Here is a 21,449-nt window from a genome sequence, read left to right as displayed (position 1 = left end):
AACTAAATTTATATACGTGTCTTTTTTCTTTTCAGGACAACTTGAGTCGTATCATAGATATCATATAGTATGCCAAAACGCAATAATTCTAAGTTTATTGAATTGTAATTTAACTACAAAACCGTATTATTCCCACTCTATAGTTGCTGGCGGTTTTGAACTAATATCATAAACCACTCTATTAACGCCTTTTACCTTATTTATTATATCATTAGATGTTTTTTGAAGGAATTCATAAGGTAAATTAACCCAATCTGCGGTCATACCATCTGTACTTTCAACAGCTCTTAACGCCACACATTTCTCGTAAGTACGTTCATCTCCCATAACGCCCACACTATTTACAGGAAGTAACATTGCCCCTGCCTGCCATACCTTATCATATAATCCCCATTCTTTAAGACCGTTAATAAAAATGGCATCAACATCCTGCAAGATTCTCACTTTTTCAGCTGTAATATCCCCCAAAATACGAATTCCTAGTCCCGGACCTGGAAAAGGATGACGACCTAAAAGTTCTGGGTCTATACCTAAAGTAGCTCCTACTCGTCTAACTTCATCTTTAAAAATTGCACGAAGGGGTTCCACGATTTTAAGTTTCATGAAATCTGGTAATCCTCCTACGTTATGATGGCTTTTAATAGTAGCTGAAGGCCCTCCAGTAGCAGAAACACTTTCAATAACATCTGGATAAATAGTACCTTGCGCCAACCATTTTACATCTTCCAACTTATTAGCCTCATCATCAAATACTTCAATAAAAGCATTACCTATCGCTTTTCTTTTTTTCTCAGGGTCTTCAATACCCTTTAAAGCATTTAAAAATCTTCCTGAAGCGTCAACACCTTTAACGTTAAGCCCCATACCCTTGTACTGATTAAGCACACTTTCAAATTCATTCTTTCTAAGCAAACCATTATTAACAAAAATGCAATATAAGTTCTTACCAATAGCCTTATTTAATAAAACAGCTGCCACGGTTGAATCTACACCTCCAGAAAGACCAAGCACCACCTTACCATTACCCACCTTTTCTTGAATCGCCTCAACAGTTTCTTCAACAAACGAATCTGGTGTCCAATCTTGATGGATTCCCGCAATATTCACTAAAAAATTTTCTAGTAATTGCTTTCCATCAGTCGAATGATATACTTCTGGATGAAATTGAATAGCATAAGTTTCTTCTCCATCTATTCTATATGCTGCATTTTCCACATCGTGAGTACTTGCAATTAAAACACCTCCATTAGGTAATTTTTTAATAGTATCACTATGGCTCATCCAAACCTGGCTTCCTGTATGTATATGAGCAAAAAATGGTTCATTTCCTTTTATAAACGATAAATTAGCACGTCCATACTCTCGCGTATTGGAAGGTGCTACTTCACCTCCAGAAAAATGTGCCAAATATTGAGCCCCATAACATACTGCTAGTATAGGTTTGATGCCTCTAATTTCAGACAAATCTGGGTGCAAAGCATCTTCTCCCCTTACTGAATTTGGACTTCCTGAAAGAATTACAGCTTTGTAACTTTCTAAGCTTGTTGGAATTTTGTTAAATGGATGTATTTCGGAATAAATGTTGAGTTCCCTAACTCTACGGGCAATAAGTTGTGTGTATTGCGATCCGAAGTCTAAAATTAATACCTTGTCATGTTGCATGCGCAAAAATAGGAATTGATTTTTTATTGACGAATTACCATTACTACTTTTTTATTTAAATTGTTAACACTAAAAAACCGCTTTTTAAAGGCTCAAGGTTTTCTATAAGTTTAGGAATTAAATCTTTTCCATATTCTAAGTAAAACTCAGAAAAATTGGCTTTTCTTTCTTGCAAACTTTGAGCAGGAAATAATTGATTTTGAAGTTCCGTCATTCTCATTACCTGATCTGATAATTTCTTTTTCTGAGCTTGCAATAAACGTTTTTCAAGAGCATCAAGCCCCTTCATTTGTTTTACCTCTTGAGCTTTAACAGCACCGATGAAAGACCTATCTGTTTGTTCAGATAGTTTGTAAAGTCCTTGAAACTGCTTTTGTAATTGTTCTTTTTGTTCTGAAAAATCAATCTCTATATTAGATATTTCTCTCACTTTCTTATTAATAAGAGAATGTCGATTTAAAAAAATATCCTCATCATTGATATTTAATTTTTTGAGTTTTTTATCCTGACTTTCAGACTTGATTAAAACCGAATTACGCAATAATAATATTGGAAAAGGCACATTTACCTTGTCAAAAAAAGACTTTAACTGAAACCAATAAGCCAATTCACCACCTCCTCCTATGTAGCATAAATTAGGCAGAATTACCTCTTGATATAGCGGACGCATAATCACATTAGGAGAAAATCGTTCGGGATACTCCAAAAGTTCTCTTTTTATCTCACTTGTTGTCCATAAAATATCAGTATTCAAAACTTTATAAACACCATCTTCGAAAACAATACGTTCTCGTATATTCTTCACCAAATAGAACAAATTAATTTCTCGAGGATTAACCTGAATTTTATAATATTCTGATAATTTTGAAATGCTATTATTCGATTTAGAAACCTCATTATGAGACGTATTACTAAACAATTCACTTTCCATATAAGGAATAAATTCCTTTTTTAAATCGTGATTATTAGCATCTACAATAACGAGTCCGTACTCTTTAAATAAAGCATTGGCTAAAAAACGTGCAGCATCAGCCAAATTACGATGATTTAAATATGCATTCTGAAATAAATCCTTTAACAAATTAGCATTTTTACTTGCTCCTAACTCTTCAGAAAATACATCAAAGACATCTTTTAAACCATCTGTCAACAATTCTCCAACCGCTCCACTAGATGCTTTATTCCACTTTACCTTCTTACCTCTAAAGTTAAAAAAGTTTATTTCTTCAAAATCATGATCTTCAGTTGCCATCCAGTATATAGGAACAAAATTGTTTTCTGGATACTTAATTTTTAATTCTTTTGATAAGTTTATTGCCGAAATTATCTTATATAAAAAATAAAGCGGCCCAGTAAATAAATTAAGTTGATGTCCTGTTGTTATAGTAAAGGTATTTTCAGATTTTAAACTATCAATATTCTTTAATGTTAAACTTGATGTTTCAATCTTTTCGTATTGCCTATTCAAAATTGAAACTAATGTAGTTCGCGACGATACTTTGAAAGATTCTTTTTTTTCATCAATCTGAGCTTTAAAATTTTCTATTTCGGGAAAACGATTATACAGAGAACTCAATTCTGATTTTTGATCTAAATAATCACAAATCAATGAAGAAAAAAAGCCTGTCTTATTAAATGGAATGTCGTTTATGTGCATATTTCTTATTAAAATCATGTAAATATACAGCTATTCTATTTTTGGAAATCCAAAAAATAAGTTAAGACTTTCATGACTCAAATAACAGTAAAGTAATGCTAAGATAATATAGAGGATTATCTCGCATACCTCACTTAATTCTAGCGTAACCTTATTAACTTTTATCTAACCCTAAATTAATAGAACCACATTGATGGCTTAACAAAATTCATAGTTTCTAGTTATAATTTTGGGCGAATAATAACCAAAACAATATTCTATTTAGATTATGAAAAATTTACTTAAAATCTTATTACTGATAACAGTAATAACAAGTGGAACAACTCTTGTAAGTTGTGAAGACGGAAAAGATGGCATTAACGGGATTGATGGAACTAATGGCAAAGATGGAGCTGATGGCGAGGATGGCGCTGATGGCGAGGACGGAGTTGATGGTGAAGACTTAACAGTTAAAGAAATGAAACCGCTAACAAGTTCTATAACTCCTAACACTTTGTTTGAACTGAAAGGTGCCTTTACGGGTTCTGCAGACTTAACTATGATGATGTCTTCTGCAGATATTTTACCTACAGATTCAACCTTCGTATATGGATCTTATATGGATGGTGCAGCACTCTACCCTTACAACGATGGTAGTGGCACATATGCATTTATAAACAATTTAGAAAGAGATTATTCCATAGCTAGAATTCGTTTAAACTCTGAATTACAACCATTAGAAGGGAGTTATATTGTAAACTCGACTGCTACAGCTTTTACTGCACAATGTTCCGGTTCTTCAATTACAGTAGAAGAGCATGGTTTTGGTCCTTTATATCTTTCTGGAGGTGAATGGGGCGGAAATGCTAAAGGTGTTTACAAAGTAAATCCTTTCCGCTCGACATATGACAGAGTTGAAGTTGATAGACTTCCTGCCTTAGGAGAATGGTCAACGGAAAATGCCGTAGTAATAGGTAAAAATGCGTTCCCTGGCAAAACCGTTGTTTTCATGGGTGATGATGATAGCAATAACGCCTACCCTGAAGCTCATTTTGCAATGTATGCTGGAGGTTTAGGAGATCTAAACAGTGGTGATCTTTATGTTTTAAAAGGTATGAATCCTATTGAGACGGCTCCAGGTGCTGGTGGTCAATTGTTTGAAATGGGTATGGCAGAGGGCATCGCATATGAAGCAGAATGGGTAAAAGTTAATGAACGTACTATTTCTGAATTAAACCAAGAAGCTATTGACCTATTGGCCATTGGTTTCCAAAGAATTGAAGACATCGACTGGCAAAAAGGTTCTGAAGAAAACAATAGAACCGTTTTCTTTAATGCGACTGGAAGATACAGATCCGACAATCCCGATTTAGCGAATAGAGGAACCACTTTTGGTAGAGTTTACAAGGTAGAATTACCTGAAGATATGTTAGATAGTGAATCTGCCAACTATTTAAAAGCAACAATTACTTGTGTAGTTGATGGAGATAAAGAAGGAGGCATTGGTGATGGAATGCACTCTCCTGACAATATCTTAGTAACCGAAAACTATGCATACATTCAAGAAGACCCTAATGGATATGCCGACCAAAACCCAAACATTCAGGGCTATGCTAAACTTTGGCAATACAATATAGCAAACAAATCATTTACAGAAGTAATGGAGTGTGCACAAGTAGCGGCTTCTAACATGGATATTGGTAATACTGATAGCATGTGGGAAATAACAGGTTTAATTGATGTTACAGATATTATTGGAGCCACAGAGTCCACTTTTATAGGAGGTGCACAAGTACATGGCTGGAGACCTGAAAACAACCCTGAAACTGCAAAAAGAGCTGATGGACACTTATTTAGCGATCCTACTGCAATAGACTATTCTCAAAATGGTACAGGTGGTGCCTACGAAGGCTCAGTTCTATTCAAAATCACTGGTCTTCCAAGATAAAAAACAAATTACAATTATTAAAAGTTCCCGTTCCTCGGGAACTTTTTTTGCTAAAAACCAACTCTTTAAAATATTGCCACGAAAATGAAAATCATCAAAGTTCTATTCAAAATTTCTTTTATTTTAATACTCTTTTCATCATGTAAAAAAGAAATAAAACAGTCCAATAAAATCGTTTCTGCAAATAACGATTCTATGTTTAATGATGAAATAAGGCAATACTATTTTCAAACTTTGGATAGTGCTGCCCTTTACATGAAAAGAATAGACACCCTAAAATCTATTGAAGAAAATAGGAGTAACTTTTTAGAAAGCAGAAAATGGTATAAGTATGCTGAACCTCTCCTAATTGCCTACGATTATGAGAATTATTTATCTATGAATGCACCGAACCTCTTAAAAGTTGAAATGGAGGACGTAACTGAAATAAAAAAAATAAAGCCTAAAAGTTATCAAGTCCTTGAAGAATATTTGTTTGGAGATGGAACAATTTCAAATAGGGAGTTATATAGAGTTTATTATTATCTGCAGGTTAGAATACCTTTTGTACGCAAGAATCATATCATAATAAAACAACGAGATAGGCATCATTTAAAAATGATAAGAGATGGCATAGTTAATATTGCGACGAAAGGCATAACTGGTTTTGACTCTCCAATACTTGCGAACTCATTAACTGACGCTATGTACAATTATGAAACCATCAAAAAAATCATATACATCTACAAAAACACTTTTAAAAACCATAGCCTATTTACCCATTGGATATCAGAAATTAACAATACAATTAGTGTTCTAAAATCTAGTGATTTTGATGAATTTGATCGTTATACATTTATAAAAAACCATACAAACAAGCAACTTGAATTAATTAATAACACTGCCACAGATTGGAACATCCAATTAAGTCAATCAAGACCTCTAAACCCAACAAGCACAAATATTTTTTCAGAAACATTTTTTAATAAAAAAATGTTTTCAATGCCTCATACTCCAAAAATAACTGAAGAACGCATAAATCTTGGCAAAACTTTATTTAACGATAAGTCTTTATCAGTTTCAGGAACTATAAGTTGTGCAACCTGTCATATTAAGGAAAAAGCTTTTACAGATGGCCAAAAGTTAGCCATAGGATTAGACGGAACACCGCTGCGACGTAATTCCCCAACACTAGCATATGCCATGTATCAAAAAACCTTTTTTTACGATGGTAGAGCAAGTGGACTGGAGGATCAAATCGTTAATGTTGCTAAGAATGAAAATGAATTTCATATTGATTTAAATACTATCGAAAAAAGGATTAAAGAAAATCCAAAATACCAAGGTCTATTTGATTCTTTATACAGCGGAAAGGTTAATAATTTAAATGTTCGAAACGCCATTGCCACCTATATTCGTAGTTTAACCCCATTTAACTCTAAGTTTGATCGAAATATGCAAAACCTAGAGAAAACCCTATCTAATCAAGAGATATTGGGGTTTAATCTATTTATGGGAAAGGCCGCATGCGCAACTTGCCATTTCCCTCCAACCTTTTACGGTACCGTTCCTCCAAAATTTGACGAAACCGAATTTGAAAACATAGGCATTACTAAAACCGTGGATTTTGACTATCCAGTTTTAGACGAAGACCCTGGCTTATATTATCCATTTGAGGTAGAAGAACGACGCCATTTTTTTAAAACCGCAACAATTAGAAATATTGAATTAACATCACCGTATATGCATAATGGTGCCTTCGAAACCTTAGAAGAAGTACTAGAATTTTACAATTCAGGAGGAGGTCAAGGTTTGGGGCTTGATGTCCCATATCAAACTCTACCATCAGATCCATTAAACTTAGAAAAAAAAGAAACCGATGCCATTATAGCTTTTATGAGAACATTAACAGATTCTAAATATTAAGTTTTTTTTAACTTTTCAAACTACCTGAAAATTAGTTTATTAATCCTTTTTTTTGTAATTTCAAGATTCCTATTAAATTTTTTTGTCATGAAGAAAAAAACCTTATTTAGTTTTTTATGTGTGTTCGCACTCATATTATCAAGTTCTACCATTATCCATGCCCAATCAAATGAACTTTTTAAAGAGATTCAAGGTAAAATAATTGATGTAAGCTCAAAGACTCCGCTCATATTTGCTGATATTGCTGTGAATGATTCAAATATAAGTACCGTAACAAACAGTGAAGGTGAGTTTATTTTAAAAATACCAGAAACTTTTTTAGAAGGAACAATTACCATTTCGCATTTGGGTTTTGAGAAGAAAGAAATCAAAATCTCGAACTTTAAGAATCATGAAAAAATAGCGCTGTCATCTGCTATTACTAAATTAGATGAAGTAAGTATTACTTCAAACAATATAGATGCAAAAGCATTAGTGCTTGAAACTTTAGCAAAGAAAAGTGATATATACACAGATAAAGGCACCTTAATGACTGCCTTTTACCGAGAAACCATAAAGAAGAAAAGAAAAAACGCCTCTCTTTCAGAAGCTGTAGTGAAAATTCACAAGCAGCCATACTACAACTACAGAAATGATAATATTGAACTTATAAAAGCCCGAAAAAATACTGATTATAAAAAGCTTGATACTGTAGCCTTAAAATTGCAAGGAGGGCCGTTCAGCAACTTGTATACAGATATGATCAAGTACCCTGAATATATTTTTACTGAAGATGATTTACCAAAATATAAATTTAGTTTTGATAGTTCTACTCGAATAAATGATAGAGTTATTTATGTTATTTCGTTTAAACAAAATCAAAACTATGGTACTCCTTTATACTATGGCAAACTATACATAGATGCGGAAACAAAAGCATTAACTAGCGCTGTTTATAGCTTAGACGTTTCAAACAAAGCCTTATCAAGTCAAATGTATGTACGTAAAAAACCAAGAAAAGTTGATGTATATCCTACTGAAGCCAGTTATAGAGTTAATTACAGAACAAAAGACGGGAAATGGCACTATGCCTATAGCAATATAGGACTTACATTTAAAGTTAATTGGAAAGGCAAACTCTTTAACAGCACCTATACACTTAATAGTGAGATGGCTATTACAGACTGGGAAGTACAAGATTATAAGAAATTAGCAAAAGTAAGAAGCCCGCAACTTATTAGACCTACAACGATTTTAAGTGAAAAGGCTTCTGGATTTTCTGATCCTAGATTTTGGGGTGCCTATAATATTATTGAGCCAGAAAAATCAATAGAATCTGCTATTAAAAAGATTCAGAAACAATTGAAGCGCACTTAATCTCTTAAGGTAAAATTTCGTATAAACTTAAAAAACCAGAACAACTTATTAAAGCTGTTCTGGTTTTTTATTGAATAATTTTTAACCAAATAAACTAATTCTTAAAATATTCATATAATTCAAAATTTAATATCAATTTTTAACATATTCGCATTTTAACACTGTCCAAATTATTTATATTGCACATTTTTTAGAAAAACAACAACTAATCTAACCAACATTAAAGCAATTTATTTTATGGAAGAAGTAGCAATAGTAGTTACTGAGCAGGCAGAACTTATTTCTGCAATTGATACTGTTTGGGTTTCAATTTGTGCCGCAATAATATTTTTAATGGAGGGTGGTTTCGCCCTTCTGGAAGCAGGCTTTGTACGTTCAAAAAACGCCATGAGTATCATTGCAAAAGTAATTATTGATATTACTTTTGGCGGACTTGCATTTTTCGCAGTTGGCTTTGGAATTGCCTATGGCGCATCTAATGGATGGTTTGCATTTGATTTGGGTATCGAAAACGGAGACTTAGGCTTAGGTTTAACCATATCGAATAAGCTTTTTTGGTTTATACAACTTGGCTTTGCGATTGCGGCTATTTCCATAGTATCAGGCGCTGTTGCTGAAAGAATGAAAGTTTGGGCTTACGCAATTTACGTGTTTATTTTTTGTGCATTAATGTATCCTCTAGCCGCAAATTGGGTCTGGAACCCTAATGGCTGGCTTGCTTTGAGAGGTTTTAATGATTTCGCTGGTTCTGCAGCTGTACACGCCATGGGAGGATTTGCTGCACTAGCAGCGGCGATTGTTCTAGGTTCTCGTATTGGAAAATATGATCAAAATGGAGAACCAGTTGCTATTCCAGGTCATAACCTGCCATTAGCTGCTATTGGAGGCTTTATATTATGGTTTGGGTGGTTTGGTTTTAATCCAGGTTCAACATTAGGAGCTGTAGGTAATTGGGAGTTAATTGGCAGTATTGCTACAAATACTTTTCTAGCATCAGCAGCGGGAGGTGTTTCAACTATGTTTTATACTTACTTTAAATATGGACAGATAGATATTACTATGACCATTAATGGAGTGTTGGCAGGTTTAGTCGCAGTTACTGCTGGATGTAATGTTTTTAATCCAACTTCTGCGATAATAATTGGAGTGATAGCTGGTATTTTGGTCGATATAGCAGTAATATACATTGATAAAATAAAAATTGACGACCCTGTGGGAGCCATAGCTGTACATGGCGTAAATGGGCTATTCGGAACAATTGCCGTTGGATTATTTGCTATTGATGATGGGCTCTTCTTTGGAGGAGGTTCGAGCCTTCTAATCACGCAACTTATTGGTGTCCTTGTAATTGGATCATTTTCATTTTTATTGACTTATGGTATTATGAGTATAATGAAAAAGACCATCGGTATTCGTGTTAATAGATCTGAAGAAAATGCTGGATTAGATGCTGTGACGTTTGGAGCAGAGGCCTATACAACGTTCGAATAATACCTCTGAAAGTGTAGTGTAAACTTAAACTAATATAAATGAAAAAGGTAGAAGCCATTATAAGACCATCAAAATTAAAAGCTGTACAACGTGGATTAAAGGAAGCAGACATACCATGTTTAACAGTGGTACCTGTTAAAGGTACAGGCTTACAAACCAGTTACTCTGAACGCTATAGAGGTACAGAGCAGTCCATGATATTAAAAACTCGTATCATGATTATGTGCATAGTTAGTGATGATAATTTGGAAAAATGCATTGATATTATTCTAGATAATTCTTCAGAAAATATGGTAGGTGATGGGAAAATATTTATATATAATGTTGAAGAAGCTATAAGAATTAGAACAAGAACCAGAGGAGGTGAAGCCATTAAATAGTTTTAAACCTTAGTTTAGAACTAATTTTGAAAGTATGGGCTCATGATCTGAATATTTTAGATCAAAACTTTCATGAGATAGAACTTCAAAACTGTCATCCACTAAAATATAATCCAACCTAAAAGGATATTTAAAAAACTCATATGTTTTTCCTAAACCAATTCCAGCTTCAATAAAAGTGTCTTTTTTTAACCCTTTTATTATTCTGTATGATGACGAAAATTGTGTACTATTGAAATCACCACATATAATTACCCTTCCCTTAAATTCGTTAATGTGTTTTTTTAACAATAACGCCTGTTCCTTTCTAGTTCTTTCAGCTACACCTATTTTGCCGATCAAAACTGAATAACCACTTTTTGGGTTACTTAAATTAGAAATATCACTAACTTTATATGATTCTAAATGCACATTATAAATTCGTACTTTTTCTTCATTCAAAACTAAATCGACAAACATTGCTCCATTACGAGAATTAGGAAAACTTATATATTCTTTATTAGTAATAGGGTATTTCGAAAATATTGCCATAACTGATTTCTTCTTTCCAGCAATTATGTTAGTTTTAAAAAAATAGGGATAGTCACTAAAATACTTATATTGTATAGCAGAAAACTCTTGAATGCAGAAAACATCTGTATCTTTATTCTCTATAAAATTTACGATCTTCGCACTTTCTCCTGTTTTAATTTCGTCCTCAATTCCCTTAAATCCATGAGCATTGTATGACAATATAGATAGAGTAGTAAGACGTGATGAACTTTCATTTAAGTTTAATGACTTAAGCAAGTTAAACTGTACAAATAAATCAAAACAGAGGAAATAAACAACTATGCTAAAGAAGGAACTTAAAAAAAAAAATATCTTTTTTAATTAGCCAATAAATGCCTAAGACTAAATTCAAAAATAAAAGAATTGGCAATGTAAGGGAAAACCCAAATGATAAAAGGTTATCGGTGAAGAAAACAATTATACATCCAAATATTAAAAACATATTAGCTATAACAGCTAAAACAACATCAACCTTAACAAAAAAAAACTTAAAGCTTTTTAAACCTAACAATTCTCAGTTTTTAAAAAAGTGTTATTTGCCCCTCATCACCCAAATCTAAATCATCGCTGGGGTGATCATTAGTAATATCTGCATTGTTTTCTGAAACATTTGAAGAAACTTCTGTTTCATCAACAACCTCTAAATCATCAGCATGAACTTCTTCAGGAGCTTCATATGGCAAAGGTTCTAATAGATTAATCTGATTTACTTTATCCTTTGTTAACTGATTTCCTAGAGCACTAATCCCTTTTAAAGCAATAAACTCCTCTAGATTCACCTTTAAACTATCCCTTCTATCCTTACCGCGTTCTTTTGCAAAAACTACTTCAGCCATAGGCCTCCAATCTGTAGAAACAACTTCTAATTGGGAGTTTGGATGATCTGGAATAAAGGATTCTTCTTTCCCTTCAAGTTCAATAATAAATCTTTTAACATAATAAAGCGATTTCTCTCCATTATAATAAACGACAGAAATGGGTTTTTTAGGCACCCATTTTTCCAAGACAACCATATCATTATCGAAATGCATCGTAACTTCAGGAGTAACCGTTTTCACAATACCTGATTGACTAATAATAAGTAATTTATCTTCACCTCTAAATTCACCTATGAGCTCTCCCCTGCCATCAACGTTAATGCGCTGAACAGTTTCATCAAACCAAATCTTTCTTGGTTTTAGTGTAGATACTCCTTTCTCCTTTAATTCAACACGTTTTACAGGGTACTTAGTAACTAGATTTCCCTTAGAAACGCGTCCCTTTATAAGAATGTCGGCAAAATCAATATCCCATTTCAATTTCTTTATACTACCTGCCTGTCTTAAATTTACAGTAACAACCTCTGCCTCTCCATTCGGATTTGCAGAAAAATATAAACCAACGGAACCTTTATTTCCATTTGTTAAATCGTATTCTCTATCTCTTGTTATACTCGTTACTGCAAAGCGTTTGATGTAGGAAGGTCCACTACGACCATCTCTATATATCATATTATAGATCGTACGTTTATCTTTCTTCTTAAAAACAGCAACATGAATAATATCTTTCCCAATAAAAGTTTTCGAATCTACTCGAGTCACCATCATCTTACCCGATTTGGTAAACACAATAATATCATCAATATCACTACAATCTCCAACATATTCGTCCCTTCGTAGTGATGTTCCAATAAAACCTTCAGTTCTATTTACATAAAGTTTCGTGTTTCTTATTACCACCTTAGTAGCGTCAACATCATCAAAAGTTCTAATTTCTGTTTTACGCTCTCGACCATCTCCGTAATCTTTTTTTAATCTTGTAAAATAAGCTATCGAATAATCAATAAGGTTTGCCAAATGATGCTTCATTTCGGCTATTTGTTCTTCTAAAGCATCTATTTTTTGCTGTGCTTTATCAATATCAAATTTTGAAATACGTTTTATACGTATCTCTGTTAATCGTGTAATATCATCCGTAGTAATAGCACGCTTTAAATGTTTAATATGAGGTTTAAGCCCTTTGTCGATAGCATTAATAACGCCTTCCCAAGTTTCTTCTTCCTCAATATCTCGATAAATCCTATTCTCAATAAAAATACGTTCTAATGAGGCAAAATGCCATTGCTCCTCTAACTCTCCCAGTTTAATTTCAAGTTCCTGTTTTAATAGCTGAACCGTATTATCTGTACTACGTTTCAACATTTCAGTTACTCCAATAAATAATGGTTTATTATCCTCAATAACGCAACCTAAAGGAGAAATAGATGATTCACAACTTGTAAATGCATAGAGTGCATCAATAGTTTTATCTGGCGACAGACCTGATGGTAAATGCACTAAAATTTCAACCTCGGCAGCTGTATTATCTTCTATTTTTTTTACTTTTATTTTTCCTTTATCATTAGCTTTTAAAATAGAATCTATCAAAGATGACGTGGTAGTTCCAAAAGGTAATTCAGTAATAACTAAAGTATTCTTATCTAGTTGAGCAATTTTAGCTCGAACGCGCACTTTACCACCTCGTAAACCATCATTATAATTAGAAAAATCAGCAATCCCTGCAGTAGGGAAATCCGGTAAAATAGTAAATCTTTTGCCTTGAAGGTGTTTTATAGAAGCATCTATAAGTTCTATAAAATTATGTGGTAAAATTTTAGTTGAAAGCCCAACCGCAATACCCTCTCCTCCTTGTGCGAGCAAAAGAGGAAACATAACCGGTAAATTTATTGGCTCTTTTCTGCGTCCATCATAACTGGCTTGCCACTCGGTAATTTTAGGATTAAACACCACGTCTAATCCAAACTTGGATATACGTGCTTCAATATAACGAGATGCTGCTGCTCGGTCACCGGTTAAAATATTACCCCAGTTTCCTTGGGTATCAATCAACAAATCTTTCTGACCAATTTGTACCATAGCATCGGCAATACTAGCATCTCCATGCGGGTGGTACTGCATCGTATGACCAACTATATTTGCTACCTTATTATACCTCCCATCATCCAAATCTTTCATGGAGTGCATAATACGGCGTTGCACAGGCTTAAAACCGTCTTCAATAGCAGGAACAGCACGTTCTAAAATAACGTACGAGGCGTAATCTAAAAACCAATCTTTATACATCCCAGTTACCCGGGTAATCGTTTCTTGAGGTTCGTCTTGTTCGTTAATTAAATCGTCACCTTCTTCAATCATTAATTACTTTGATTTTTTAGGCGTTCCATTAAGCATAACTCTTCCATTTTTTTGTAACCTATGAACTTGTTCGCTACTTGCATGAACATGTAAATAATCGTAAGAACGCTTTCTTCTTACTCCTTTTCCTTTATTGTATAACATCTTAGTATAGTTTAATCTCTACCAAAGTAGAATGTTCTTATTAAATTTAGTAATCTATAATCGTTCTAACAAATTTAATGCTAAAGATATTTCCAAACTTATTTTTTAATTAATATTTAAAAACGGAATTAAATTCACTTACTACTGAAAACTATTCAACAATATCCAATTCTACTTTTAAATTTTCAATAATAAATTCTTGCCTTGACGGCGTGTTTTTACCCATATAAAATGCTAATAATTCTTCTATAGACATATTATCATCTAGCATTATAGGGTCTAAACGAATATCATCACCAATAAAATGCTTAAACTCATCAGGAGAAATTTCCCCCAATCCTTTAAATCGCGTTATTTCTGGCTTTGGTTTTAACTTCTCAATAGCATCTCTACGCTCGTCTTCAGAATAACAATAAATGGTTTCTTTTTTATTTCTTACTCTAAATAATGGCGTTTGTAATATATATAGATGACCATTCTTTATAACTTCAGGAAAAAACTGAAGAAAAAAGGTTATCAATAGTAAACGAATATGCATACCGTCTACATCGGCATCCGTAGCAATTACTACATTATTATATCTCAAATCTTCTAAAGATTCTTCAATATTTAAAGCGGCTTGCAGCAAATTAAATTCTTCATTCTCATAAACAATCTTCTTACTTAAACCATAACAATTTAAAGGCTTTCCTTTCAAACTAAAAACAGCTTGTGTGTTTACATCTCTGGATTTAGTAATACTACCTGAAGCCGAATCACCCTCTGTTATAAAAAGGGTCGTTTCAAGATTCCTTTCGTTTTTAGTATCGCCAAAATGGACACGACAATCTCGTAACTTCTTATTATGAAGACTTGCTTTTTTAGCCCTATCTTTAGCTAGTTTTCTTATGCCTGAAAGCTCTTTACGCTCTCTTTCTGCCTGTAGTATTTTACGTTGAATTTTTTCAGCTGTATCAGGATTCTTATGTAAATAATTATCTAAATATCTTTTAAGAAAATCATTGATATAAGTTCGTACAGTTGGTAAATCACCTCCCATATCTGTAGAACCCAATTTAGTTTTTGTCTGACTTTCAAAAACGGGCTCCATCACTTTTATGGCGATAGCACTTACAATGGATTTTCTAATATCTGACGCATCATAAGTTTTACCATAAAACTCTCTAATAGTTCTTACTAAAGACTCTCTAAAAGCATTTAAATGAGTCCCTCCTTGAGTCGTATTTTGTCCATTCACAAAACTATTGTATTCCTCACTATATTGGGTCTTACTATGGGTTAAGGCTACTTCAATATCATCGCCTCTTAAATGAATAATTGGATATAGTAAATCTGATTCATTAATCTTTTCTGATAATAAATCTTTAAGTCCGTTCTCACTAAAGTATTTCTCCCCGTTAAATACTATGGTTAACCCAGGGTTTAAATACACATAGTTTTTAAGCATTTTAACAATGTACTCGCTTCTAAACTTATAATGCTTAAAAATAGTATCATCAGGAATGAAAGATACTTTAGTCCCTTTTCTTCGCGATGTCTCTTCTAGTAATTCTTGATTGATTAAAGTCCCTTGTTCAAATTCCGCAGAAGCACTTTTATTATCGCGTGTAGATTCTACTCTAAAAAAAGATGATAAAGCATTTACTGCTTTTGTACCAACACCATTTAATCCAACAGACTTCTTAAAAGCTTTAGAATCATATTTACCACCGGTATTCATTTTAGAAACTACGTCTACTACCTTTCCTAATGGAATACCTCGCCCATAATCTCGAACCGTTACTTTTGTGCCTTGAATAGAAATTTCTATAGTCTTTCCAGCCCCCATAACAAATTCGTCTATGGAGTTATCTAAAACTTCCTTTAGGAGAATGTAAATACCATCATCAGGAGAACTTCCATCACCAAGTTTTCCAATATACATTCCAGGACGCATACGAATATGCTCTTTCCAGTCTAGTGAACGTATATTATCTTCGGTATAATTGGATTGTACTGCCATTAAATATGTGGTGGTTCTTTAAGATAGAAGGCTAATATAACACAACCAATTAAAAAATGAAATAGGCAATAGACAAAGTAATTAACAATAAGAATAGAATATTGTTGAGAACATCATTTCACGCTTTTTCCCCTTTATTAATGGACACCAACAAGATTCCAACAATAACTACCAAAGCCCCAAATAGTTGCAATAAGGTTAACGACTCATTTAAGAATAATGAAGCCAGTATAATGGTAGAAATTGGTCCCATTCCTGCAACTATTGCAAAATTTGATGAATTTATCATTTTTATCGAAGCCGATACAAAAAACGATGGAATAACGGTAGCAAACACCGCTATTAAAAAACCAATAAAATAGACTTCCCAAGAGAAGCTAAATAAATCTATTTCACTTATTAAACTATAATGTACAAACACACATAGACATGAGATCATCATTGCATAGGCTGTAAATTTCATTACACCAAATTTAGGAATTAGCCATCCGCTACCCACCAAATAGGAAGCATAAGTAACTGCACTCAGTAAAATAAAAAAACCTCCTAAATAAGCCTCATCGCCTGATATTACAACTTCATTTGAAAATGCGATAATGATACCTAAATACGTTAATGCAATAGCTCCTGTTTGCACTTTGGTAATCTTTTGTTTCAAAAACAATCTATTAAACAAAATAACAAAGGTTGGATACAAAAACAAAATAATGCGTTCTAAACTCGCCTTGATATATGTAAGTCCTATAAAATCAAAATAACTCGCTAAATAATAACCAATAAAACCAAAAAACACTAACCAAGAATAGTCTTTTAAAGTTACATTAGTATGGCTATTTTGGTTTCTATAGATATATGCAATAACTATATAAAATGGAAACGAAAACAACATACGTATTAATAAAATACTAATTGGATCTACATTATAGTTATAAGAAAGTTTAACCATTACTGCTTTAGAAGAAAAAAGAACCACCCCTAGAACCCCTAAAACCACACCATACCAAAATCTTTTTGTTGCTTGCATGGAACTAAGTTAAATGAGAGCCTTATAATAATTACAAATAAAGCTCATTAATTACGATGTTCAGTTCCAATTGAAAGTCATAACTATTTAAAGCACAAAAAGAATACAAATTGATTTACATCATAACTAAGCAATTAAAATTATATCCTATAGACCCTTCGAAGTTCTTCTTTCAATCTATCTTAAGTGTTTTTCTCTGCACGATCTTTTAGAGCCTTTGCTCTTAAGGAGAGTAATTTTCTCATATATTTTTTTAATACTAAAACATTGACTAGTTTCCCTAGCACTCCATAAGGCAATTCGAAATAAAACCTATTAATCACAATAGTTCCATCTTCCCCCTCATGAAAGATATACTCATGTTTAAATGACTTAAAAAAACCTGATGTCATCTCGACAATAAAATAATTTGGGGCATCATACGCTGTGATTTTCAAAGTTACATGTCGAACAAAACCAAAATGCTTAGATTCAAATGTTACAATTTCACCACATTTAATCAAACCAGTTGTTCTACCCTCAATTGGAATTATATTGTGGCGTTTTAGAGATTTACTATGAAACTCGATATTTCTAGCTAAATCAAAACATGTTTTTAAGTCGGCATTAACTACAGTTTGATATTCCGTTAAAGGCATGGAATAGTTTTAAAATATTCGTGGTTTGATGGTTAGGGCCTTTAAGAAATAAGACACATAAAAAAATGAACTAGTCACAAAAAACCTTAATATTTTTAAACATAAGCACATTCTTAATTACAGGATCATCTTGTTTATCAAGTAATTACCCATGCATTAATTACCAAATGTATTTGATTATATTTATTTAACTTACCTACTTAACAAAGACATATTCCCTTCTCAGATATTTATAATTAAAAAGAAAATTAAAGTTGTAACAAATTCTATTACTAATAAACATTAAGTATTTCAATCTCATTTAAAGCTCATAAACATGAGTATTCTCGATAATCTTGACCTTATTTTTTGTTTTGTCTGACATCTGTTTTTCAGCATGCTTTTTCAAAAATTCAGCTCTAGTAAGCAGCAATTTTTTCATATATCGCTTTACCACCAAAACATTAGATAATTTCCCGAATAAACCGAATGGTGATTCAAAATAGAACCTATTAACCATTATAGTTTTATTATTCTCCTCCCAAAAAATATGTTCATGTCGATACGATTTAAAAGCACCAAAAACCATTTCATCTACAAAAAAATGAGGTCTATCATAATTTGTAATTTTAGAGGTTAAATGCTGAACTAAACCAAAATGTATGGCTTCCCAACTCACCCATTCACCTAAAGTAATTCGACCCGAAGTTTTTCCTGCAATAGCAATCTCTCTAGTATGCTTTAATGATTTCTTGTGAAGATCGATATCTGTTGCGATATCAAAACAAGTATTTATATCAGAACGTATTTCAGTTTTAACTTCAACTAGAGGCATGACGTAAGATTAAACTAATATTAAAATCAAATATAGTTAAATTCTTACTTTATTGACATATTAACCTACAAAATTTAGTTAAAAACCTTAAACATTGAATAAAAAGTGCATTACGTCGCCATCTTTAACAACGTAATTTTTACCTTCAACACGCATTTTACCAGCTTCTTTCACTTTAGATTCACTACCATACTGTACGTAATCATTATAAGCAATAACTTCTGCACGAATAAAGCCCTTCTCAAAATCGGTATGAATCACACCTGCTGCCTGCGGACCTGTAGCTCCAATATCCACAGTCCAAGCACGAACCTCTTTAACGCCGGCTGTGAAGTATGTTTGCTGATTAAGCAGTTTATAAGCACCACGAATAAGTTTTGCCGAACCAGCTTCTTCTAAACCTATGTCTTGAAGAAACATTTGACGCTCTTCATAATCATCCAATTCATTAATATCTGCTTCTGTACCTACTGCCAAAACCAATACCTCTGCATCTTCATTTTTAACAGCTTCTTTAACCTGCTCTACATAATCATTCCCTGAAACAGCAGAACCTTCATCCACATTGCATACATACATAACAGGTTTATCTGTAATGAACTGAGAGGGTTTTACGAATTCTAAATCATCTTCTTCGCTAAATTCTACAGATCGTACGGAAATTCCAGACTCTAAAGCTTCCTTAATTTTGAGTAAAACCGCTTCTTCTTTTTGCGCCTCTTTATTACCAGTCTTTGCAGCACGTTTTACCTTATCCAATTTCTTTTCGGCAGTTTCCAAATCTTTCAACTGAAGTTCCATATCAATGGTTTCCTTGTCTCTAATAGGATTTACATTCCCATCAACATGTACAATATTATCGTTGTCAAAACAACGCAGAACATGTAAAATAGCATCTGTTTCTCTAATATTTGCTAAAAACTGATTTCCTAAACCTTCACCCTTACTAGCTCCTTTTACTAAACCAGCTATATCAACTATCTCAACAGTTGCAGGTATAACACGTTCCGGATTTACCAAAGACTCCAGCTTTTCTAAGCGAGGATCTGGAACATTTACTACGCCAATGTTAGGTTCAATAGTACAAAATGGAAAATTTGCACTTTGGGCTTTAGCGTTTGACAAACAATTAAACAATGTTGATTTCCCCACATTTGGTAATCCTACGATGCCTGCTTTCATTGAAAATTTTATTTTATTATTTCCGCAAAGACGGAAATCTCTATTTTGCGAGTGCAAATGTAGTCATTTCTTATATTACTTTTTACAACAATCTCAAGCTTTAATGGACGGAGACTTTTAACCTATTATTGCCAATAAAAACCTCGCCAAACATAAAACTTTTTACTAATATTGCCTTTTAAAGTCCATTGGTGTCATATTCGTTTTTTGTTTGAAAACCCTAGAAAAATAGGCGTAGTCATCATAACCCAATAATTCAGCTATAACAGATAAAGGTTCTTTACTATGGACTACTAATCGTTTTGATTCCAGTAATACGCGCTCAATAATTAAATTTGTTGTTGTCTTCCCAAGAATAGATTTAATCACTCTGTTTAAATGTTTAGTAGACATATTCAATTGATTAGCATAAAATTTTGCGGATTTTTGGGTTTTATAATGCCTATCAATTAATTCTTCTAAAGCCCGCAATGTTTCTACATATCTATTTGACACCATTTTATTGTTTAATTGAAGAACTCCATATTCCCGTGATAAATCAATATAAATAATATTAATTAAGCTTGATATTTTTTGTTTGTGATATAATAAATCCTTGTTATACTCCTCGTTCAGGTTCTTAAATTTAGATTTAATCATTGCTGCTTTTTCTATGGACAATTCTAACAACGGGGTATTCTCGTGGGAATAGTAAAATGGAAATTGCTCTAACCTACTTCGTGTAAAATGAAGTTCATAAAAATCTTTAGTATGAAAAAAAATGTAACCTTCTGGATTACTAGTGAATTTCCAAAAATGTGTCTGACCTGGTTTTAAAAAAAACACACTTCCTGCATTAATTGGATATGAGTTAAAATCAATCTCATGAATACCAGAACCCTTTGAAAAAATGACACATAGAAAAAAATCATGACTATGCGGCTTACTAAAAAAGACTTTGTTCTTATTTAAATGACTTTTTAAATCACTACTATAAAAATTGGAAAGCGGTGTATCCTGTTCAAATTGATTAATATTTAAAACTGAAATAGTAGACATAACACACAAATATGTCCTAAAAGTACAAAAAGTAGCGAAATAGACACAAGCGAATACCAAGCCTAAACATTTAACTTTGCACAAAGTTTTAAATAGTTAAAAATGAGTATACTATCTACTATTCAAGAAAAATATCCACATTGTAATAAAAACTATATTTTCAAGTCAAATGGAAATTTACTTTTATTTAAAATTCCAAAAATGCACTCAACGTGTAAAAATTGCAATTTCAAATTTGAAAAAGAACCTGGTTTTTTCTTCGGAGCTATGTTTATTAGTTACGCATTAGCCGTAGCTTTATTTATTCCAACTTTTATAATTTCCAACTTCATATTTAAATTGGCTCCTCTTCAAACTTTTTTTATTATTGTATTAATAGCCTTTTTATCCAGCACCATTAATTTTAGGCTATCACGAATTATCTGGATACACCTATTTTGCAAAAAATAATTAATCCAAAATAGGAATTAGAGGTTTCATTTTAAACCTTCATTAAGGATTTAT

Annotated in this window: 17 protein-coding genes; 6 read left to right on the top strand and 11 right to left on the bottom strand. The window is 32.7% G+C overall.

All coding sequences use genetic code 11. The features are described from left to right. Positions 1 to 126: 126 nt before the first annotated feature. Together guaA and bshC are read right to left on the bottom strand one after the other, a co-directional pair. Positions 127 to 1,662, bottom strand: a complete 1,536-nt coding sequence (gene guaA / locus Q0857_RS07115; protein ID WP_298533364.1) for a glutamine-hydrolyzing GMP synthase — start codon at positions 1,660 to 1,662, stop codon at positions 127 to 129. A gap of 55 nt (positions 1,663 to 1,717) precedes the next feature. Further along, the gene (gene bshC / locus Q0857_RS07110) at positions 1,718 to 3,319 is read right to left on the bottom strand and encodes a bacillithiol biosynthesis cysteine-adding enzyme BshC (protein ID WP_298534097.1); all 1,602 of its coding nucleotides are present in this window, start codon (positions 3,317 to 3,319) and stop codon (positions 1,718 to 1,720) included. Positions 3,320 to 3,587: 268 nt separating this feature from the next. Here bshC and Q0857_RS07105 point away from each other — a divergent pair, with 268 nt between their 5' ends. The 5 genes from Q0857_RS07105 (at position 3,588) to Q0857_RS07085 (ending at position 10,378) form a co-directional block, all read left to right on the top strand. After that, complete coding sequence (locus Q0857_RS07105) at positions 3,588 to 5,246, top strand: phosphatase (RefSeq protein WP_298533363.1); 1,659 nt, start codon at positions 3,588 to 3,590, stop codon at positions 5,244 to 5,246. A gap of 84 nt (positions 5,247 to 5,330) precedes the next feature. Further along, the gene (locus Q0857_RS07100) at positions 5,331 to 7,151 is read left to right on the top strand and encodes a cytochrome c peroxidase (RefSeq protein WP_298533362.1); all 1,821 of its coding nucleotides are present in this window, start codon (positions 5,331 to 5,333) and stop codon (positions 7,149 to 7,151) included. Between the two features lie 87 nt (positions 7,152 to 7,238). Then, positions 7,239 to 8,507: a carboxypeptidase-like regulatory domain-containing protein gene (locus Q0857_RS07095; RefSeq protein ID WP_298533361.1), complete on the top strand. Its 1,269-nt coding sequence runs from the start codon at positions 7,239 to 7,241 to the stop codon at positions 8,505 to 8,507. A 237-nt stretch (positions 8,508 to 8,744) separates the two neighbouring features. Beyond that, a complete protein-coding gene (locus tag Q0857_RS07090; RefSeq protein ID WP_298533360.1) occupies positions 8,745 to 9,998 on the top strand; it encodes an ammonium transporter in 1,254 nt (417 codons plus the stop codon). A 38-nt stretch (positions 9,999 to 10,036) separates the two neighbouring features. Beyond that, positions 10,037 to 10,378, top strand: coding sequence for a P-II family nitrogen regulator (locus Q0857_RS07085; protein ID WP_298533359.1), 342 nt, complete (start codon positions 10,037 to 10,039; stop codon positions 10,376 to 10,378). 9 nt (positions 10,379 to 10,387) lie between these two features. Here Q0857_RS07085 and Q0857_RS07080 read toward each other — a convergent pair whose 3' ends face one another. The 9 genes from Q0857_RS07080 to Q0857_RS07040 form a co-directional block, all read right to left on the bottom strand. After that, entirely contained in the window at positions 10,388 to 11,167 is a 780-nt protein-coding gene (locus tag Q0857_RS07080) for an endonuclease/exonuclease/phosphatase family protein (RefSeq protein WP_298533358.1), read from the bottom strand. A 284-nt stretch (positions 11,168 to 11,451) separates the two neighbouring features. Beyond that, positions 11,452 to 14,103 carry a DNA gyrase/topoisomerase IV subunit A gene (locus Q0857_RS07075; RefSeq protein ID WP_298533356.1) on the bottom strand — a complete coding sequence of 884 codons (2,652 nt, stop codon included), beginning with the start codon at positions 14,101 to 14,103 and terminating at the stop codon, positions 11,452 to 11,454. 3 nt (positions 14,104 to 14,106) lie between these two features. Further along, positions 14,107 to 14,247, bottom strand: a complete 141-nt coding sequence (locus tag Q0857_RS07070; RefSeq protein WP_298533355.1) for a hypothetical protein — start codon at positions 14,245 to 14,247, stop codon at positions 14,107 to 14,109. Between the two features lie 151 nt (positions 14,248 to 14,398). Next, positions 14,399 to 16,249: a DNA topoisomerase IV subunit B gene (locus Q0857_RS07065; RefSeq protein WP_298533354.1), complete on the bottom strand. Its 1,851-nt coding sequence runs from the start codon at positions 16,247 to 16,249 to the stop codon at positions 14,399 to 14,401. 118 nt (positions 16,250 to 16,367) lie between these two features. After that, a complete protein-coding gene (locus tag Q0857_RS07060) occupies positions 16,368 to 17,273 on the bottom strand; it encodes a DMT family transporter (RefSeq protein ID WP_298533352.1) in 906 nt (301 codons plus the stop codon). Positions 17,274 to 17,455: 182 nt separating this feature from the next. After that, complete coding sequence (locus tag Q0857_RS07055) at positions 17,456 to 17,911, bottom strand: SRPBCC family protein (protein WP_298533350.1); 456 nt, start codon at positions 17,909 to 17,911, stop codon at positions 17,456 to 17,458. Positions 17,912 to 18,212: 301 nt separating this feature from the next. After that, positions 18,213 to 18,725 (bottom strand): SRPBCC family protein, encoded by a 513-nt coding sequence (locus Q0857_RS07050; protein WP_298533349.1) that lies wholly within the window; start codon positions 18,723 to 18,725, stop codon positions 18,213 to 18,215. A gap of 87 nt (positions 18,726 to 18,812) precedes the next feature. Beyond that, on the bottom strand, positions 18,813 to 19,907 hold the full coding sequence (ychF, locus tag Q0857_RS07045) for a redox-regulated ATPase YchF (RefSeq protein ID WP_298533348.1): 1,095 nt from the start codon (positions 19,905 to 19,907) through the stop codon (positions 18,813 to 18,815). A 165-nt stretch (positions 19,908 to 20,072) separates the two neighbouring features. Next, positions 20,073 to 20,945, bottom strand: coding sequence for an AraC family transcriptional regulator (locus Q0857_RS07040; protein ID WP_298533346.1), 873 nt, complete (start codon positions 20,943 to 20,945; stop codon positions 20,073 to 20,075). A 102-nt stretch (positions 20,946 to 21,047) separates the two neighbouring features. Between Q0857_RS07040 and Q0857_RS07035 the strand changes: the two genes are divergently transcribed. Further along, the gene (locus Q0857_RS07035) at positions 21,048 to 21,395 is read left to right on the top strand and encodes a DUF983 domain-containing protein (RefSeq protein WP_367278081.1); all 348 of its coding nucleotides are present in this window, start codon (positions 21,048 to 21,050) and stop codon (positions 21,393 to 21,395) included. Positions 21,396 to 21,449: the final 54 nt, after the last annotated feature.

The sequence above is a fragment of the uncultured Algibacter sp. genome, assembly GCF_947495925.1.
In the GTDB taxonomy this organism is placed as follows: Bacteria; Bacteroidota; Bacteroidia; order Flavobacteriales; family Flavobacteriaceae; genus Algibacter_E.
The sequence above is the reverse complement of the archived record's forward strand: the minus strand, read 5'-3'. Positions and strand labels throughout refer to the sequence as shown.

Excerpts from the sequence above, each read along its gene's own strand:
- bshC (WP_298534097.1), bottom strand. The coding sequence starts at position 3,319 with ATGCACATAAACGACATTCCATTTAATAAGACAGGCTTTTTTTCTTCA.
- Q0857_RS07060 (WP_298533352.1), bottom strand. The coding sequence starts at position 17,273 with ATGCAAGCAACAAAAAGATTTTGGTATGGTGTGGTTTTAGGGGTTCTA.
- Q0857_RS07040 (WP_298533346.1), bottom strand. The coding sequence starts at position 20,945 with ATGTCTACTATTTCAGTTTTAAATATTAATCAATTTGAACAGGATACA.
- Q0857_RS07050 (WP_298533349.1), bottom strand. The coding sequence starts at position 18,725 with ATGCCTCTAGTTGAAGTTAAAACTGAAATACGTTCTGATATAAATACT.
- Q0857_RS07035 (WP_367278081.1), top strand. The coding sequence starts at position 21,048 with ATGAGTATACTATCTACTATTCAAGAAAAATATCCACATTGTAATAAA.
- Q0857_RS07105 (WP_298533363.1), top strand. The coding sequence starts at position 3,588 with ATGAAAAATTTACTTAAAATCTTATTACTGATAACAGTAATAACAAGT.
- Q0857_RS07055 (WP_298533350.1), bottom strand. The coding sequence starts at position 17,911 with ATGCCTTTAACGGAATATCAAACTGTAGTTAATGCCGACTTAAAAACA.
- guaA (WP_298533364.1), bottom strand. The coding sequence starts at position 1,662 with ATGCAACATGACAAGGTATTAATTTTAGACTTCGGATCGCAATACACA.
- Q0857_RS07090 (WP_298533360.1), top strand. The coding sequence starts at position 8,745 with ATGGAAGAAGTAGCAATAGTAGTTACTGAGCAGGCAGAACTTATTTCT.
- Q0857_RS07095 (WP_298533361.1), top strand. The coding sequence starts at position 7,239 with ATGAAGAAAAAAACCTTATTTAGTTTTTTATGTGTGTTCGCACTCATA.
- Q0857_RS07100 (WP_298533362.1), top strand. The coding sequence starts at position 5,331 with ATGAAAATCATCAAAGTTCTATTCAAAATTTCTTTTATTTTAATACTC.
- Q0857_RS07070 (WP_298533355.1), bottom strand. The coding sequence starts at position 14,247 with ATGTTATACAATAAAGGAAAAGGAGTAAGAAGAAAGCGTTCTTACGAT.
- Q0857_RS07075 (WP_298533356.1), bottom strand. The coding sequence starts at position 14,103 with ATGATTGAAGAAGGTGACGATTTAATTAACGAACAAGACGAACCTCAA.
- Q0857_RS07085 (WP_298533359.1), top strand. The coding sequence starts at position 10,037 with ATGAAAAAGGTAGAAGCCATTATAAGACCATCAAAATTAAAAGCTGTA.
- ychF (WP_298533348.1), bottom strand. The coding sequence starts at position 19,907 with ATGAAAGCAGGCATCGTAGGATTACCAAATGTGGGGAAATCAACATTG.
- Q0857_RS07065 (WP_298533354.1), bottom strand. The coding sequence starts at position 16,249 with ATGGCAGTACAATCCAATTATACCGAAGATAATATACGTTCACTAGAC.